Origin of the sequence: Pseudomonas khavaziana (genome assembly GCF_019145205.1) — a bacterium.
GTDB classification, from domain to species: Bacteria; Pseudomonadota; Gammaproteobacteria; order Pseudomonadales; family Pseudomonadaceae; genus Aquipseudomonas; species Aquipseudomonas khavaziana.
In genome coordinates this window covers 304,888-319,819 of the sequence record NZ_JAHSTT010000001.1, presented here as the reverse complement: position 1 = coordinate 319,819, position 14,932 = coordinate 304,888, and the positions used below count along the sequence as shown (strand labels likewise).

General features: G+C 60.1%; 11 protein-coding genes. 8 read left to right on the top strand and 3 right to left on the bottom strand.

Going from position 1 to position 14,932, the window contains the following annotated elements; genetic code table 11:
* Nucleotides 1-528 precede the first annotated feature (528 nt).
* Together KVH01_RS01380 and KVH01_RS01375 are read right to left on the bottom strand one after the other, a co-directional pair.
* Complete coding sequence (locus tag KVH01_RS01380) at nt 529-1,158, bottom strand: Pr6Pr family membrane protein (RefSeq protein WP_217880192.1); 630 nt, start codon at nt 1,156-1,158, stop codon at nt 529-531.
* Between the two features lie 4 nt (nt 1,159-1,162).
* On the bottom strand, nt 1,163-1,396 hold the full coding sequence (locus KVH01_RS01375; RefSeq protein WP_043048686.1) for a VF530 family protein: 234 nt from the start codon (nt 1,394-1,396) through the stop codon (nt 1,163-1,165).
* 493 nt (nt 1,397-1,889) lie between these two features.
* Between KVH01_RS01375 and KVH01_RS01370 the strand changes: the two genes are divergently transcribed.
* The 3 genes from KVH01_RS01370 to KVH01_RS01360 all read left to right on the top strand — a co-directional run bounded on the left by KVH01_RS01370 (nt 1,890) and on the right by KVH01_RS01360 (nt 6,834).
* Nucleotides 1,890-4,307 (top strand): glucose/quinate/shikimate family membrane-bound PQQ-dependent dehydrogenase, encoded by a 2,418-nt coding sequence (locus KVH01_RS01370; RefSeq protein ID WP_043048685.1) that lies wholly within the window; start codon nt 1,890-1,892, stop codon nt 4,305-4,307.
* 222 nt (nt 4,308-4,529) lie between these two features.
* On the top strand, nt 4,530-5,375 hold the full coding sequence (locus KVH01_RS01365; protein WP_217880191.1) for a 2OG-Fe(II) oxygenase: 846 nt from the start codon (nt 4,530-4,532) through the stop codon (nt 5,373-5,375).
* Between the two features lie 34 nt (nt 5,376-5,409).
* Nucleotides 5,410-6,834, top strand: a complete 1,425-nt coding sequence (locus tag KVH01_RS01360) for a pyridoxal phosphate-dependent decarboxylase family protein (RefSeq protein WP_217880190.1) — start codon at nt 5,410-5,412, stop codon at nt 6,832-6,834.
* On the opposite strand, the gene KVH01_RS01355 is transcribed toward KVH01_RS01360, so the two are convergent.
* On the bottom strand, nt 6,827-9,163 hold the full coding sequence (locus KVH01_RS01355) for a putative bifunctional diguanylate cyclase/phosphodiesterase (RefSeq protein WP_217880597.1): 2,337 nt from the start codon (nt 9,161-9,163) through the stop codon (nt 6,827-6,829). The two genes, KVH01_RS01360 and KVH01_RS01355, sit on opposite strands and share 8 nt — an antisense overlap.
* Nucleotides 9,164-9,514: 351 nt before the next feature.
* Between KVH01_RS01355 and lon the strand changes: the two genes are divergently transcribed.
* The 5 genes from lon to cmoB all read left to right on the top strand — a co-directional run bounded on the left by lon (nt 9,515) and on the right by cmoB (nt 14,905).
* Nucleotides 9,515-11,935 carry an endopeptidase La gene (gene lon / locus KVH01_RS01350; RefSeq protein WP_225923948.1) on the top strand — a complete coding sequence of 807 codons (2,421 nt, stop codon included), beginning with the start codon at nt 9,515-9,517 and terminating at the stop codon, nt 11,933-11,935.
* Between the two features lie 189 nt (nt 11,936-12,124).
* Nucleotides 12,125-12,514 carry a protease inhibitor I42 family protein gene (locus tag KVH01_RS01345; protein ID WP_217880189.1) on the top strand — a complete coding sequence of 130 codons (390 nt, stop codon included), beginning with the start codon at nt 12,125-12,127 and terminating at the stop codon, nt 12,512-12,514.
* Between the two features lies 1 nt (nt 12,515).
* The gene (locus KVH01_RS01340; RefSeq protein WP_217880188.1) at nt 12,516-13,172 is read left to right on the top strand and encodes a lysoplasmalogenase; all 657 of its coding nucleotides are present in this window, start codon (nt 12,516-12,518) and stop codon (nt 13,170-13,172) included.
* 36 nt (nt 13,173-13,208) lie between these two features.
* Complete coding sequence (gene cmoA, locus KVH01_RS01335; RefSeq protein WP_217880187.1) at nt 13,209-13,952, top strand: carboxy-S-adenosyl-L-methionine synthase CmoA; 744 nt, start codon at nt 13,209-13,211, stop codon at nt 13,950-13,952.
* A complete protein-coding gene (gene cmoB, locus KVH01_RS01330) occupies nt 13,949-14,905 on the top strand; it encodes a tRNA 5-methoxyuridine(34)/uridine 5-oxyacetic acid(34) synthase CmoB (protein ID WP_217880186.1) in 957 nt (318 codons plus the stop codon). Before cmoA ends, cmoB begins: the two co-directional genes overlap by 4 nt.
* The last annotated feature ends 27 nt before the right edge of the window (nt 14,906-14,932 follow it).

Here is a 14,932-nt window from a genome sequence, read left to right as displayed (position 1 = left end):
ATGGCCATGGATATCTACAACATTGGGTAGGCCCTGGACCTGTGGGATGGGGCTTGCCCCCGATGAGCATGGGTATCTACACAACTGCGCCATAGCGACCATCAGTAACCACGATGCGAAGCGAGTCGCTCTTGAGCTTGATCTGCTTTTGATCTTGATCTTAGGCGCCCCGTTAAACCACGCTGGCCCAAATCCGTGTCGGATTACGGGCACACCGAGCCTGGGCGAGGTGCCGAGTGGTGGGGCAAGAGCGTTTGGTTACTTTTGCCTGGGCCGGCATTCCGGCTTTTCAAAAGTGACCCGCCGTAAGGGCGGAACCCTAAGTGGCCGTTACCGCAGCAATGGATATGTACTCGCTCTGATCCAACATACTGGTCGGCCCTGAGGCCGCCATCGGGAGCAAGCCCCCTCCCACAGGTACAGCGCCATACCAGAAGTTGTGTAGATACCTATGCCCCGATGAGGAAGGATCAGTAAATACATCCAAGGCTGACCCACCGCCATCGGGCGCAAGTCGAATCAGCTATATCAGTTGGAGTGCGCCCGGCCCAGGCGTTTATCCAGCCCTACCACCACCAACGCCACCAGCACAAACCCCGCCAATAGTCCCCCGGCATTCACGAACACCTGTGGGTAACCCAGGGTCAGCACATCAATGAACGGGTACTGATACTGTCCGAGTAAATCCCCGCGCAGCAGTGCATAACCGAAGTACACCAATGGGTAGATGACCCAGGCACCGATGTGCCGCAAACGCAGCTGCCCCTTGGGCACGCACTGCCACCAATAAATCACAAACAGCAACGGCATCACGTCATGCAGCAATTCATCCGCAATAAATTGAAAGCCTTCAGGGCTCCACAAATGCCGCAACAGCAGGTTGTACGCCAGGCTCACCACAATGATGCTCACGGCGATTGCGCTGCTGACCACCGGCGCCAGGAAAAAGCGTTTCATCGCTGAGTCGCGCTTGACCCCTGCATAACTGAGCACCACCACCGCCAGGGTGTTGGTCAGCACCGTAAAGAAACTGAAAAAGCTGATCAGCCCACCCAGCAGGCTGGCGTCGATACTCCAGCGTGAATAGAAGATCAGGTATTGCTGGATCGCCAGCCCCACCCAACCGGCCAGCGCCGCTGCCGCCACAAAGCGCTTCATGGCCTCAATCCAGCGGGCGTTTGGTACGCATCAGCTTGACGTACAGGCTTTCGACTTTCTCCCGCGCCCACGGGGTCTTGCGCAGGAAGGTCAGGCTCGACTTGATGCTCGGGTCGCTCTTGAAGCAGCGGATATCAATGCGCTCGGCCAGGCCGCTCCACTCATAATGTTCCACCAGGGTGGTGAGCACGTGTTGCAGGGTCACACCGTGAAGCGGGTCGTTGCTTGTCGCGGTCATGCCGGGCCTTTTGCAAATAGAGGAAACACAGCCGCGCACCTTAGCCGACGAGGCGTACAGGTGGAAGCATGGCATTGAATATAGCCTGCAAGGAAAAGGCAGCCTCGGCGCCGGCGAGTTGCGCTCCAGCGGCGCCGACACCACCCACACTCTCCCACTTCAATTTTGCAGCGACATTCAGTCACTGTTACAAAAACTGAAATGATGCATCTTGCGATTCACCCTTTCTCAAAACGCCACACCGCATTATCCTTCGCAACAATCTGAAACGCTTCACCTCCCGGTCAATCCCCTTTGCCAATTTTCCTATACGCAAAGACAGCGCTGTCTCACATCGACCAGCGCTGGAGGGGTTATTGCCCGCCTGTGGGTAACTCAGTTATCCACAGAAAAAACCAAAAATAACGATGAACCAAGCCCGAGCTGAATCGTCATCTACAGTGAGTGAAGCACGGGGTTACATAATTATTCCAACGTCACGGAGAAACACACTATGAGCACTGATGGTGCTTCAAGCCCAAGCCGCCTGCTGCCCAGGCTGCTGGGGATCTTGCTGCTGATCATGGGTCTGGCCTTGCTGGCCGGTGGCGTCAAGCTGAGCATGCTCGGCGGGTCGCTGTACTACCTGCTGGCCGGTATCGGCATCGCCTTGACCGGCGTGTTGCTGCTCGCCACCCGCCGCGCCGCCCTGGGCCTGTACGCACTGGTGTTGTTCGCCAGCACCGTGTGGGCACTGTGGGAAGTCGGTCTGGACTGGTGGCAACTGGTGCCGCGCCTGGCGCTGCTGTTCGCCCTGGGCATCGTCATGTTGCTGCCGTGGTTTCGCCGTCCGTTGTTGCGTGGCCAAGCCGCGCCGCTGGGCACTGGCGCGCTGAGCGTAGCCGTGGTGCTGGCCGGTGCTACCGCCCTGGCCAGCCAGTTCACCAACCCAGGTGAAATGGTCAAGACCGGCCAGTTGGACCGCGACGCGGTACCGGGCATGGCCAGCGCTGCGCCGGCCCAGGCTGATGGCGACTGGAATTCCTATGGCCGTTCCGCCCACGGTGATCGTTATTCGCCATTGGCGCAGATCACCCCGGAAAACGCGCATAAGCTGGTACCCGCTTGGACCTTCCGTACCGGCGACATCCCTGGCCCAGGCGATCCCGGTGAAACCACCGCGGAAAACACCCCGCTGAAAGTCAACGGCATGCTCTACGTGTGCACACCGCACAGCCAAGTGATTGCCCTGGACCCGGACACCGGCAAGGAAATCTGGCGTTTCGACCCGAAGATCACCACCCAGGGTGCTGAAAGCTTCAAGGGTTGGGCGCACATGACTTGCCGTGGCGTGTCGTACCACGATGACGCTGCCTACGCTTCCGAGCAGAGCCCCACCGGCAGCGCCAGCCCGGCTGCCGCGCCGAATGCCTGCCCGAAACGCATATTCGTCCCTACTGCTGACACTCGCCTGATCGCCCTGAATGCCGACACCGGCAAGATGTGCGAAGACTTCGGTGACAAAGGCCAGGTCGACCTGCGTGCCAACATCGGCAGCTTCGCCCCAGGCGGTTACTACTCCACCTCGCCACCGGCCGTGACCAAGAACCTGGTGGTGATCGGCGGTCACGTGACCGACAACGTTTCCATCGACGAACCAAGCGGCGTGATCCGTGCGTTCGACGTGCACACCGGCAAACTGGTGTGGAACTGGGACAGCGGCAACCCGGACGACACCACCCCGTTGGCCGAGGGCAAGACTTACACCCGCAACTCGCCGAACATGTGGTCCATGTTCGCCGTGGATGAAAAACTCGGCATGCTCTACCTGCCGATGGGCAACCAGATGCCCGACCAGTACGGCGGCGACCGTACCGACGATTCGGAAAAATACGCCGCTGGCCTGACCGCCCTGGACATCGACACCGGCCACGTGAAGTGGACCTTCCAGTTCACCCACCACGACCTGTGGGATATGGACGTCGGCGGCCAGCCTTCGCTGATCGACATCAAGACTGAAGCCGGCGTCAAGCAGGCCGTGATGGCGTCGACCAAGCAAGGCAGCATCTACGTGCTGGACCGCGCTACCGGCCAGCCGGTGGTGCCAATCCACGAAGTTGCCGTACCCCAAGGCGCAGTGGCGGGCGACCGTACCTCCCCTACCCAGCCCAAGTCCGACCTGAACTTCATGCCGCCGCCGTTGAAAGAGCGCGACATGTGGGGCGTTACGCCGTTCGACCAACTGATCTGCCGGATCGACTTCAAGTCGATGCGCTACGACGGCCCGTTCACCCCGCCATCGCTGCAAGGCTCGATCGTTTACCCGGGTAACTTCGGTGTATTCGACTGGGGCGGCATCTCGGTCGATCCGGTCCGCCAGATCGCCTTCGTGAACCCGAGCTACATGGCGTTCAAATCGAAGCTGATCCCGGCTGCAGACATCGCCAAGCAAGGCCCACGCGTCAGCGAAACCGAAGGTGTACAGCCGAACAAAGGCGCGCCGTACGGCGTGATCCTCGAAGCGCTGCTGTCGCCGATGGGCCTGCCGTGCCAGGCACCAGCGTGGGGCTACGTGGCAGCGGTCGACCTGACCAACCACCAGACCATCTGGATGCACAAGAACGGCACCGTGCGTGACAGCTCGCCGGTTCCGATCCCGCTGACCATGGGTGTGCCAAGCCTGGGCGGTACGTTCACCACCGCCGGTGGCGTCGCGTTCCTCAGCGGCACCCTCGACCAGTACCTGCGTGCCTATGACGTGAAAAACGGCAAGCAACTGTGGGAAGGCCGCCTGCCTGCAGGCGCGCAAACCACACCGATGACCTACACCGGCAAGGACGGCAAGCAATACGTGCTGGTCATGGCTGGCGGTCATGGTTCCCTGGGTACCAAACAGGGTGACTATGTGATGGCGTTCAAACTGCCGGATTAAGCAGGACCGGCGGTAAAACAAAGGCGGCTACCTGATGGGTAGCCGCCTTTTTTTCGTCTGACAAAAATTAACGATCGCTAACGCGTGATTCATCAGCCGGCTAAAAAACCGGCGGTTCAAGAAAAGTCCTATCGGTCCCCTGCGCCCTTAAAACTAATTTAGTGCACACGCCCTGCGTACCCTATACGCACACTGATAAAACTCTTAAGGGAGCTTCTGAACATGATGGACCATGCTGCGACAAAACCAACTACGTCCAAATCAGCAAAAATTATAGAACTCGAATACCTCGACACTTCAAGTCTGAAACAACTGATCAGTGGAGAAGTGCTTGCCATCCGAATACCTGAGTTTGCGAACGCCAAAACCAGCGAGCGGTTAAATCAAATCATTGGTGAGGCCGACACGCTGGAACAATACAGCCATGAAACCTACGAGGATGGCCACGTCGTACAACACTTCTATGGCGTGCATCGCTGGGGCACCCCGTTCAACTCCACCTACGGCAAGGCTGCCGGCAGCGATGCCCAAGCTAAATATTATGCTGACGCGGCCCATATGCGCAGGGTGATCGACAGCATTTGCGCCCCTGAAAAGCCACCCATCCAACACCTGATGGACCAGCTCCAGGAGATCTGGCCGCAAGGCGCAGTCACCGCGGCTTTTCAAGGCCAACCGATGTTCTGCGGAATTATCCGCGCCATGTTTCCCGAGACCGCGCACCTCTCGGAAACGGTTCCCCATGTTGATTGCCTCCCCCTGTCGATCGCGGAACTGGAACACCAATTCAGCGCCAATATTTATCTGGAAACGCCGCCGTCAGGCGGAGAGTTGATCATCTGGGATACCGAGGCCTTTGCCTATGACGAGGTCAAGCGTTTCGAAGGCGCCCAGCTGCCTGAGGACCGTTTGCAGAAGCCGTTGCGTATCCAGCCGCGCAAAAACGAATTGGTGATCATCAACACCCGCCGGCCCCACGCCATTTGCGGATTCGAGTCGGGGAAACGTATCAGCATGCAGTCGTTTATCGGCTATACCGCTGGCGAACCGTTTTATTTCTGGTGCTGATACTTTTAACCCGCTTGCAAATGGATATTTTTTTATGACTCCCGAAGAATTCCGTCGCCATGGCTACGCCATGATCGATCTGATCGCAGACTATCGACAAAACATCGAGCAACGCGGCGTGCAGCCCACGACTGTTCCTGGCGAAATCAAAGCCGCTCTGCCGGTGAGCCCGCCTGAAAGCGCCGAACCCTTTGAACAGATCATGGGGGATGTGGAAAAACTGATCATGCCCGGGCTGCTGCACTGGCAACATCCGAGTTTTTTCGGATTCTTCCCCTCCAACGTGGAACTGTCTTCGGTACTGGGCGATTGCCTGAGCACCGGCTTGGGTGTGGTGGGATTGTCTTGGCAATCCAGCCCGGCGCTTACCGAAATTGAAGAAGTGACCACCGATTGGCTGCGTGACATGATCGGCCTGAGCCGCGAATGGAGCGGCGTGATCCAGGATTCCGCATCCACCTCCACCTTAGTGGCACTCATCAGCGCCAGGGAACGCAGCTCCCAGTACGCGCTGATGCATGACGGCCTGCAAGACCGCGGCGCGCCCCTGATCGTCTACACCTCAGCCCACGCCCATAGTTCAGTGAACAAGGCGGCTATTCTCGCCGGATTCGGCCAGAACAATATCCGCACGGTCGCCACCGACGAACGCAACGCCATGTCGCCCCAGGCATTAGCGCAAGCCATCGAGCAGGACCTGGCCGCCGGCAACCGCCCCTGCGTGGTGATTGCCACCACCGGGACCACAGCCGCCATGGCGATCGACCCCCTGGATGCGATTGGCGAACTGACCCAACGCCATGGCTTGTGGCTGCATGTCGACTCGGCCATGGCCGGCGCTGCGATGATCCTGCCGGAATGCCGGGCGCTGTGGCGTGGTATCGAAAACGCCGACTCCATGGTCCTCAACCCGCATAAGTGGCTGGGCGCGGCCTTCGATTGCTCGGTGTACTTCGTTCGCGACCCCGAGCATCTGATTCGCATCATGACCACCAACCCGAGTTACCTGCAGTCCAACGCCGACGGCCACGTCAGAAACTACCGCGATTGGCGAATTTCCCTGGGCAGCCGCTTCCGCGCCCTGAAGCTGTGGTTCCTGATCCGCGAGCAAGGCGTCAGCGGCCTGCAAGCGCGGCTGCGGCGAGACCTGGCCAATGCACGTTGGCTGGCCGAGCAGATTGAAGGCAGTGCGCATTGGAAACTGGTGGCCGCACCGGCACTGCAAACCCTGTGCATTCGCCATGAACCGCCAGGGTTGAACGGCGAAGCGCTGGATAAGCACACCCGCGCCTGGGCAGAAGAGCTCAACCAGTCAGGCCGTGCCTACGTCACCCCTGCGATCCTCGATGACCGCTGGATGGTGCGCGTATCCATCGGCGCGCTGGGCACCGAACGCCAGCATGTCGAAGGGTTATGGGCGCTATTGCAGTCCCTGGTGACTGAGATGCCTGCTAAGTAGGCATCCGTTCACGCCTCATCCACATCTCAAACGCCATGGCATTCAAGGGCCGGCTGATCAGGTAGCCCTGGGCTGTATCGCATTTCCAGCGTTTGAGCAGGGTGAGGCTGTGCTCGAATTCCACGCCTTCGGCCACCACCTTGAGGCCCAGGTTATGGCTCATCTCGATGGTGGAACGCACGATCACCCCATCGCCGCTGGTGCTGTCGAGGTTGCGCACAAAAGACTGGTCTATCTTCAACTCCTGCACTGGCAGGCGCTGCAATTGGGCGAGGGATGAGTAACCGGTGCCGAAATCATCCACCGACAGGCTGATCCCGCAGTCGCGCAGTTGCTCCAGTACGCTGAGAGCTTGCTGTGGGTTGTGCATGATCGCGCTTTCGGTAATCTCGAAAATCAAGTGCTCGGCAGCCACGCGGTATTGAGCCAATAGCGCAGTAACGCGAATGGCCAAGTCGTCATCGGCCAAGTCGTTTACGGAAATATTCACCGACAGCTGGATAACCAGTCCACGCTGCGCCCATTCGGCGATCTGGCGGATAGCCTCTTCGATCACCCACAACGTCAGTCCGCCCATGCTGCCGGTGCGTTCGGCCAGAGGAATGAACTCATTGGGTAACACCTGCCCAAGGGTCGGATGTTGCCAACGCAGCAAGGCTTCGGCCTGGTCGACATGGCCGTGCGTGAGGTCGAGTTTGGGCTGGTAGCACAGGAACAGTTCGCCCTCCACCACCGCCCGGCGCAGATCGCGGATCAGGGTAATCTGGCGCTGGTGAGCAAGGTCGCGATCAGGCTGGTAGATCTGCAAATGACCCGGCAGGTTGGCCGCGTCATGCCGGGCGATGGCCGCGCGACTGATCAGCTCTTCCACCTGCTGCCCGTGTGCGGGGTAGGCGGCAATGCCGATGCTCACTTCATGGCGCACTTCGTCGTTGCCGATGCGCTGGGGCTCGGTCAGTAGCCCATAGAGACGATCGGCGCGGGACACGGCGCAGTCGATCCCGGTGTTCTCCAGCAACAGCAAAAACTCACTACCGGCGATGCGTGCCGCAGTGTCGCTGGCCAGCAGGCTCATGGACAAGCAACGACTGGCTTCGCACAACATATCCTCGACGCCTTGGGGGCCGAAGCCTTCATTGATGACCCGATAGTTTTCAATCCCCAGGTACAGCAACACCACTGGCCTGCGTGCGCTGATCGCACTGCCCAGGCGCTCCATGGCCAGGGCACGATTGGGCAGGCCGGTGAGCGGGTCATGCAAGGCATTATGGGCCAACTGCCGTTCGCGCATGGCGATGCCGCTTTGCATGGCATTGAAGGCCCGGGCCAGCAAACCGAATTCATCGTGACTACGTACCCGTACCGGCGTGCGGTAGTCACCGGCACCGATGCGTTCAGCGGCCTGCACCAATGCATTGAGCGGGCGTGAGACACGCCGTGCGAGGAACAACGCCGCCGCCAGCGAGACCAGCAGTACCACCAGGGCGATCCCGAGGAATTGTCGGTCCAGCGGCGCAAAGGATTCCAGGGCATGGTCCAGGGGGCGTTGTAGCAGCACCCGCACCTCGTCGCCCCCACCACTGTTGGCCAGGGATAACACCTGGCTGAGCACGCGCTCGCCATGGAACAGGTGGATGTGCCCGTCGGGATTGGTGGGTGGACCATGCAGGAGGCTGATGATACTCGGCTGGAAATTGCCCGGCTGGGTGCTGAAAAGTTGCCCCACAAGGCCGTCCTGCACGCTGAGGAATGACACCTCAAGGTTGCTCATGGAGCGCAGTTCATAGGCAAATTGCGTGTCCATGGGAAAGCCCATGATCACCCGGGCGACAGGTGCAGGGCCGAGCACCTCTTTTTGCACCAGCAAATAGGGAAGCCCGGCCATGGCAACTATCAACATCTGCTGGCCGCTACGCCGCGCCTTGCGCAAGGCATCGGCATAGGGGAAGGATTGGCCTTGACTCAGTACCGGCAAGGTACTGACCGTGACTTTGTCATCCAGGCCCAGCACAAACACTTCGCTGGAACTGACACCGTTACTATGTCGTCCCAGGGCCTTCAGGATCGGTACAGTTGCGCCAGCAGCCACAGCCCGCTTGAACGGGCCATCGGTGGTCAGCCAATCCAACCCGTATTGCAAGCGGCGCCCGCGCAGGTCCAGCAGGCGCTCGAATACTTGCCGCCCAGTGTCCAACTGCACCTCGGCCTGGTTCTCCACCGCGCGGGTGGTGGCGGCCTTGACGGCAAAATAGGTGCCGCACACGACCCCCAGCAGCAACAATGCAAGCACCCCCGCGATGCGGGTTTGAAAGGTGTGGCGCCACTGCATCGCCGCGCCCGCGGGCAGCATTCGTCGCTCTGTGCTGTACCTGACTTTTGTCATACGCGTCCCTGCCGACCGCTAGGCTGGCGTCAAAAAAACGTCCATTCTCATGCAGTACTTTGCTAAAGCAGATTAGCTGGGACTGTGGATAAGTAAAACCAATAAACACTGGGCATACGCCGCCACATTATTGACGTACCAGTCATTGGGCATGCGCATTGCCAGGTATTTCCAGTTCGGAATATCGCAGGCGCCATTCCGGACATTTCATGCAATATGTTGCTAATGCACCCGCACCATTGAAACCACCGCAACCCCGCCCCATCTAACCTGCATACTTCCTTATGCAGGTGCCCCATGAGCGACCAGCAAGACGTCCCTGATTACGACCTCAACGACTACGCCGATCCCGAAAACGCTGAAACCGCCTCGTCCAACACCGGCCTGGCCCTGCCAGGGCAAAACCTGCCGGACAAGGTCTACATCATCCCGATCCACAATCGGCCGTTTTTCCCGGCACAAGTGTTGCCGGTGATCGTTAATGAAGAGCCCTGGGCCGAGACCCTGGAGCTGGTGAGCAAATCCGACCATCACTCTCTTGCCTTGTTTTTCATGGACACGCCGCCCGAAGACCCACGGCATTTCGACACCTCGGCCCTGCCGCTGTACGGCACCCTGGTCAAGGTGCACCACGCCAGCCGCGAGAACGGCAAGCTGCAATTCGTGGCCCAGGGCCTGACCCGCGTGCGCATCAAGACCTGGCTCAAGCATCATCGTCCACCCTACCTGGTGGAAGTCGAATACCCGCACCAGCCCAGCGAGCCGACCGACGAGGTCAAGGCCTATGGCATGGCGCTGATCAATGCGATCAAGGAACTGCTGCCCCTCAACCCGCTGTACAGCGAAGAGTTGAAGAACTACCTCAACCGCTTCAGCCCCAATGACCCATCGCCGCTTACCGATTTCGCCGCCGCGCTGACCTCGGCGACCGGCAACGAGTTGCAGGAGGTGCTGGACTGCGTGCCCATGCTCAAGCGCATGGAAAAAGTCTTGCCGATGCTGCGCAAGGAAGTCGAAGTCGCGCGCCTGCAAAAAGAACTCTCCGCCGAAGTGAACCGCAAGATCGGCGAACACCAGCGCGAATTCTTCCTCAAGGAACAGCTCAAGGTCATCCAGCAGGAGCTGGGCCTGACCAAGGACGACCGCAGCGCCGACGTCGAGCAGTTCGAGCAGCGCCTGGAAGGCAAGGTGCTGCCGGCCCAGGCGAAAAAGCGCATCGATGAAGAACTGAACAAGCTGTCGATCCTTGAAACCGGCTCGCCGGAATACGCGGTGACGCGCAACTACCTGGACTGGGCCACCTCGGTACCGTGGGGCGTGTACGGCGCGGACAAGCTCGACCTCAAGCATGCACGCAAGGTGCTGGACAAGCATCACGCAGGCCTGGACGACATCAAGAGCCGCATCCTCGAATTCCTCGCCGTCGGCGCCTATAAAGGCGAAGTCGCCGGCTCCATTGTGCTGCTGGTGGGCCCGCCGGGCGTGGGCAAGACCAGTGTGGGTAAATCCATCGCCGAATCCCTGGGCCGACCTTTCTACCGTTTCAGCGTCGGCGGCATGCGCGACGAGGCCGAGATCAAGGGCCACCGCCGCACCTACATCGGCGCCCTGCCCGGCAAGCTGGTGCAGGCGTTGAAAGACGTGGAAGTCATGAACCCGGTGATCATGCTCGATGAGATCGACAAGATGGGCCAGAGCTTCCAGGGCGACCCGGCGTCGGCGTTGTTGGAAACCCTGGACCCTGAGCAGAACGTCGAATTCCTAGACCACTACCTGGACCTGCGCCTGGACCTGTCCAAAGTGCTGTTCGTGTGTACCGCCAACACCCTCGATTCGATCCCAGGCCCGTTGCTCGACCGTATGGAAGTGATTCGCCTGTCGGGCTATATCACCGAAGAAAAAGTCGCCATCGCCAAGCGTCACCTGTGGCCCAAACAGTTGGAAAAAGCCGGCGTGGCCAAAAACAGCCTGACCATCAGCGACGGCGCCTTGCGTGCGTTGATCGACGGTTATGCGCGGGAAGCCGGCGTGCGCCAGTTGGAAAAACAACTGGGCAAACTGGTGCGCAAGGCGGTGGTCAAGCTGCTGGATGAGCCCGACCGCGTGATCAAGATCGGCAACAAGGACCTGGAAAGCTCCCTGGGCATGCCGGTGTTCCGTAACGAGCAAGTCTTGTCCGGCACCGGCGTGATTACCGGCCTGGCCTGGACCAGCATGGGCGGCGCTACGTTGCCGATTGAGGCGACGCGGATCCACACGCTCAATCGCGGCTTCAAGCTCACCGGACAGTTGGGTGAGGTGATGAAGGAGTCCGCCGAAATCGCCTACAGCTACATCAGCTCGAACCTGAAGTCATTTGGCGGTGATCCGAAGTTCTTCGACGAAGCCTTCGTGCACTTGCACGTACCGGAAGGCGCCACGCCGAAAGACGGCCCGAGCGCGGGCGTGACCATGGCCAGTGCATTGCTCTCCCTGGCGCGCAACCAACCGCCGAAGAAAGGCGTGGCGATGACCGGTGAACTGACGCTGACCGGGCATGTGCTGCCGATTGGCGGAGTGCGCGAGAAGGTGATTGCGGCGCGGCGCCAGAAAATTCACGAGTTGATCTTGCCGGAGCCGAACCGTGGCAGCTTTGAAGAATTGCCCGACTATCTGAAGGAGGGCATGACGGTGCACTTTGCCAAGCGCTTTGCGGATGTGGCGAAGGTGCTGTTCTGATAGAGCTCTAGCGCCTGAACCGGCCTCATCGGGGCAAGCCCCCTCCCACATTTTGATTTGTGAACACATTCAAGTGTGGGAGGGGACTTGCCCCCGATGGCGTCAGTGGCCGCAACACATCTCCTGCTTGTCACACCCTGTCTCATCTTCGGTTATGCTCGCCCTTCGTCGTGTATAAACGGAGCCCCCATGACCGCTGCCCGCCTGCTTCTCCCCTTGAGCCTTGCCCTGCTGGCCGCTTGTGCCAGTGCTCCCAAGCAAAACATCAGCGTGGAAAACCAGAGCAGTTGCCCAATCCTGCTTAAAACCGGACAAAACTTGATCCTCACCCTGCCAAGCAACCCCACCACCGGTTATCGCTGGGCCATCCAGGACTCCGCTGGCGGTGTCTTGCGCGCCTTGAGCCCCGAGGTCTACAGCAGCAGCGAATCCGGCGTGATCGGTGGCGGTGGTCAGTCAACCTGGCGCTTCCAGGCGTTTGCCGCGGGCCAGGGCCGTTTACGCCTGACCTCCCAGCAACCTTGGGAGCCGGAAGCCGAGCCCGCCGAAACCTTTGACTGTGCCATTACGGTGAACTGATATGCCATGGCTGATCCTTGCTTTGATGGGCGCCGGCACCTTCATCTACGGCCTGGCGACCCATGCGACGCTGCTGTGCCTGCTGGTCAAGCCGCTGCCGGTACTGGCGTTGCTGGGTTGGCTGCATGACGCACCGCCCACTGACTATCGGCGCTGGATCAGCCTGGGGCTGATTTTTTCCCTGGTGGGCGATGTACTGCTCGCCTGGCCGGGGGACCTGTTCATCTTTGGCCTGGGCGCATTCCTGTGCGCGCACCTGGCCTATCTCAAAGCCTATCTCAGTGATTGCCGGCGCCTGGCGGTGCTGGCCCTGATGCTGGCCCTCGGCGTCGGGACGATCCTGTTGAGTGTTCTGATTGCCCATGGCCTGGGCGACCTGTTGGTACCGGTAGTGGTTTACGCGCTGGTGATCAGCGCCATGCTCTGGCGTGCATTGGCGCGCTTGGGCAGCGCTGTGCCGAAACGCTCGGCACTGCTGGCGGCGGCGGGTGCAGTGTCGTTTGTGTTTTCCGACACGTTGATCGGTATCAATCGGTTTGTACTGGCGTTCGATGCGGCCCCCTATCTGTTGATCACCACCTATTGGCTCGGGCAATGGGGCATCACCGCCTCTGCTTTCCATCAGACAACCCGCGCATCCGAGGGCCAACTTGGCTAAAATGCCGGCCTTTCCCCCATCGTCGCCGGAACAGCCGTGAGCAAAGAACCCGATCGCCTATTCGCCCAGCCCCTGCCCCAGGTGCCGGACTTCGCCTTTAACGAGGATGTGGTGCGGGTGTTCCCGGACATGATCAAGCGCTCGGTGCCGGGTTACCCGACCATCGTCGAGAACCTCGGCGTACTGGCCGCGCAATTTGCCCAACCCAACAGTGTGTTGTATGACCTGGGTTCATCCCTGGGTGCCGTCACTCAGGCCCTGCGTCGCCATGTACGCACCGATGGCTGCCGGGTCATCGCGGTGGATAACTCGGCGGCGATGGTCGAACGCTGCCGGGAATACCTCAATGGCCAGGACTCGATGTTCCAGGAGTTGCTGCCGGTCGAGGTAGTCGAGGGCGATATCCTTGCCCTTCAATTTAAGCCCGCCTCGGTGGTGGCGCTGAACTTCACCCTGCAATTTATCGCCCCTGACGAACGCCTGGCGTTGCTCGGGCGTATCCGCCAATCGTTGCTGCCCGGCGGGGCGTTGATCCTTTCGGAAAAGCTGCGCTTCAACGATGTCGAGGAACACGCACTGCTGACCGACCTGCATATCGCGTTCAAACGCGCCAACGGCTACAGCGAACTGGAAATCGCCCAGAAGCGCAGCGCCATCGAAAACGTCATGAAGCCCGACAGCCTCGAGGAACACCGCGAACGCCTGCTGGCGGCGGGGTTCTCGAAAGTCGTGCCGTGGTTCCAGTGTCTTAACTTTGCCTCGTTGATTGCCTTGCCATGATTGATTTGTCCCCCCTCGCCCGCCACCTGGTCGGCACTCCCTTGGCCGTGTGGGCCCAAGGTCTGCAAGCGCAGCTCGATAGCAAGATGGAAAAGGGCCACGGCGATCTGGAACGATGGCAGAGCGCGCTGGATGCGCTGCCGCAGATCCAGCCCAGCGAAGTCGACCTGCTCCATTGCCTGGTGCTGGATACCGACTGCGACGACGCCACCCGTGCGCAAATGCACACCGCCCTGATGGGCCTGAGCCCCTGGCGCAAAGGCCCATTCCACCTGTTCGGCGTGCATGTTGATACCGAATGGCGTTCGGACTGGAAGTGGTCGCGGGTCGCGCCGCACCTGGACCTGAACGGCAAGCGCATCCTCGATGTCGGTTGCGGCAACGGGTACTACATGTGGCGCATGCTCGGCGCCGGGGCCGACAGCGTGATTGGCGTAGACCCGAACTGGTTGTTCTTCTGCCAGTTCCAGGCGGTGCAGCGTTACCTGTCCGAGCCCCGGGCCTGGCACCTGCCGTTCCCGTTCGAAGATTTGCCGGCGAACCTGGAAGGCTTTGATACGGTGTTTTCCATGGGCGTGTTCTACCACCGCCGCTCGCCGATCGAGCACTTGCTGGCGCTGAAAGACACCCTGGTCAAAGGCGGCGAACTGGTCCTGGAAACCCTGGTGGTGGAAGGCGATCAGCAGCAGGTGCTGGTGCCGGAAGATCGCTACGCACAGATGCGTAACGTGTGGTTCCTGCCCTCGGTGCCGGCCTTGATGCTGTGGCTGCGCCGTGCCGGATTCAGTGAGGTGAGGTGCGTGGATGTGAGTGTGACCACAGTTGAGGAACAGCGGGGGACAGAGTGGATGAAGTACCAGTCGCTCAGTGACTTCCTCGACCCCGAAGATCACAGCAAGACCATCGAAGGGCTGCCGGCGCCGATGCGGGCTGTGATCATCGCCAAGAAGTAATCACTGAATAGATGAAGATCCAAATGT

Bases quoted from the DNA above. Each gene is read 5' to 3' on its own strand.
- KVH01_RS01380 (WP_217880192.1), bottom strand. From the start codon at position 1,158: ATGAAGCGCTTTGTGGCGGCAGCGGCGCTGGCCGGTTGGGTGGGGCTG.
- KVH01_RS01375 (WP_043048686.1), bottom strand. From the start codon at position 1,396: ATGACCGCGACAAGCAACGACCCGCTTCACGGTGTGACCCTGCAACAC.
- KVH01_RS01370 (WP_043048685.1), top strand. From the start codon at position 1,890: ATGAGCACTGATGGTGCTTCAAGCCCAAGCCGCCTGCTGCCCAGGCTG.
- KVH01_RS01365 (WP_217880191.1), top strand. From the start codon at position 4,530: ATGATGGACCATGCTGCGACAAAACCAACTACGTCCAAATCAGCAAAA.
- KVH01_RS01360 (WP_217880190.1), top strand. From the start codon at position 5,410: ATGACTCCCGAAGAATTCCGTCGCCATGGCTACGCCATGATCGATCTG.
- KVH01_RS01355 (WP_217880597.1), bottom strand. From the start codon at position 9,163: ATGCAGTGGCGCCACACCTTTCAAACCCGCATCGCGGGGGTGCTTGCA.
- lon (WP_225923948.1), top strand. From the start codon at position 9,515: ATGAGCGACCAGCAAGACGTCCCTGATTACGACCTCAACGACTACGCC.
- KVH01_RS01345 (WP_217880189.1), top strand. From the start codon at position 12,125: ATGACCGCTGCCCGCCTGCTTCTCCCCTTGAGCCTTGCCCTGCTGGCC.
- KVH01_RS01340 (WP_217880188.1), top strand. From the start codon at position 12,516: ATGCCATGGCTGATCCTTGCTTTGATGGGCGCCGGCACCTTCATCTAC.
- cmoB (WP_217880186.1), top strand. From the start codon at position 13,949: ATGATTGATTTGTCCCCCCTCGCCCGCCACCTGGTCGGCACTCCCTTG.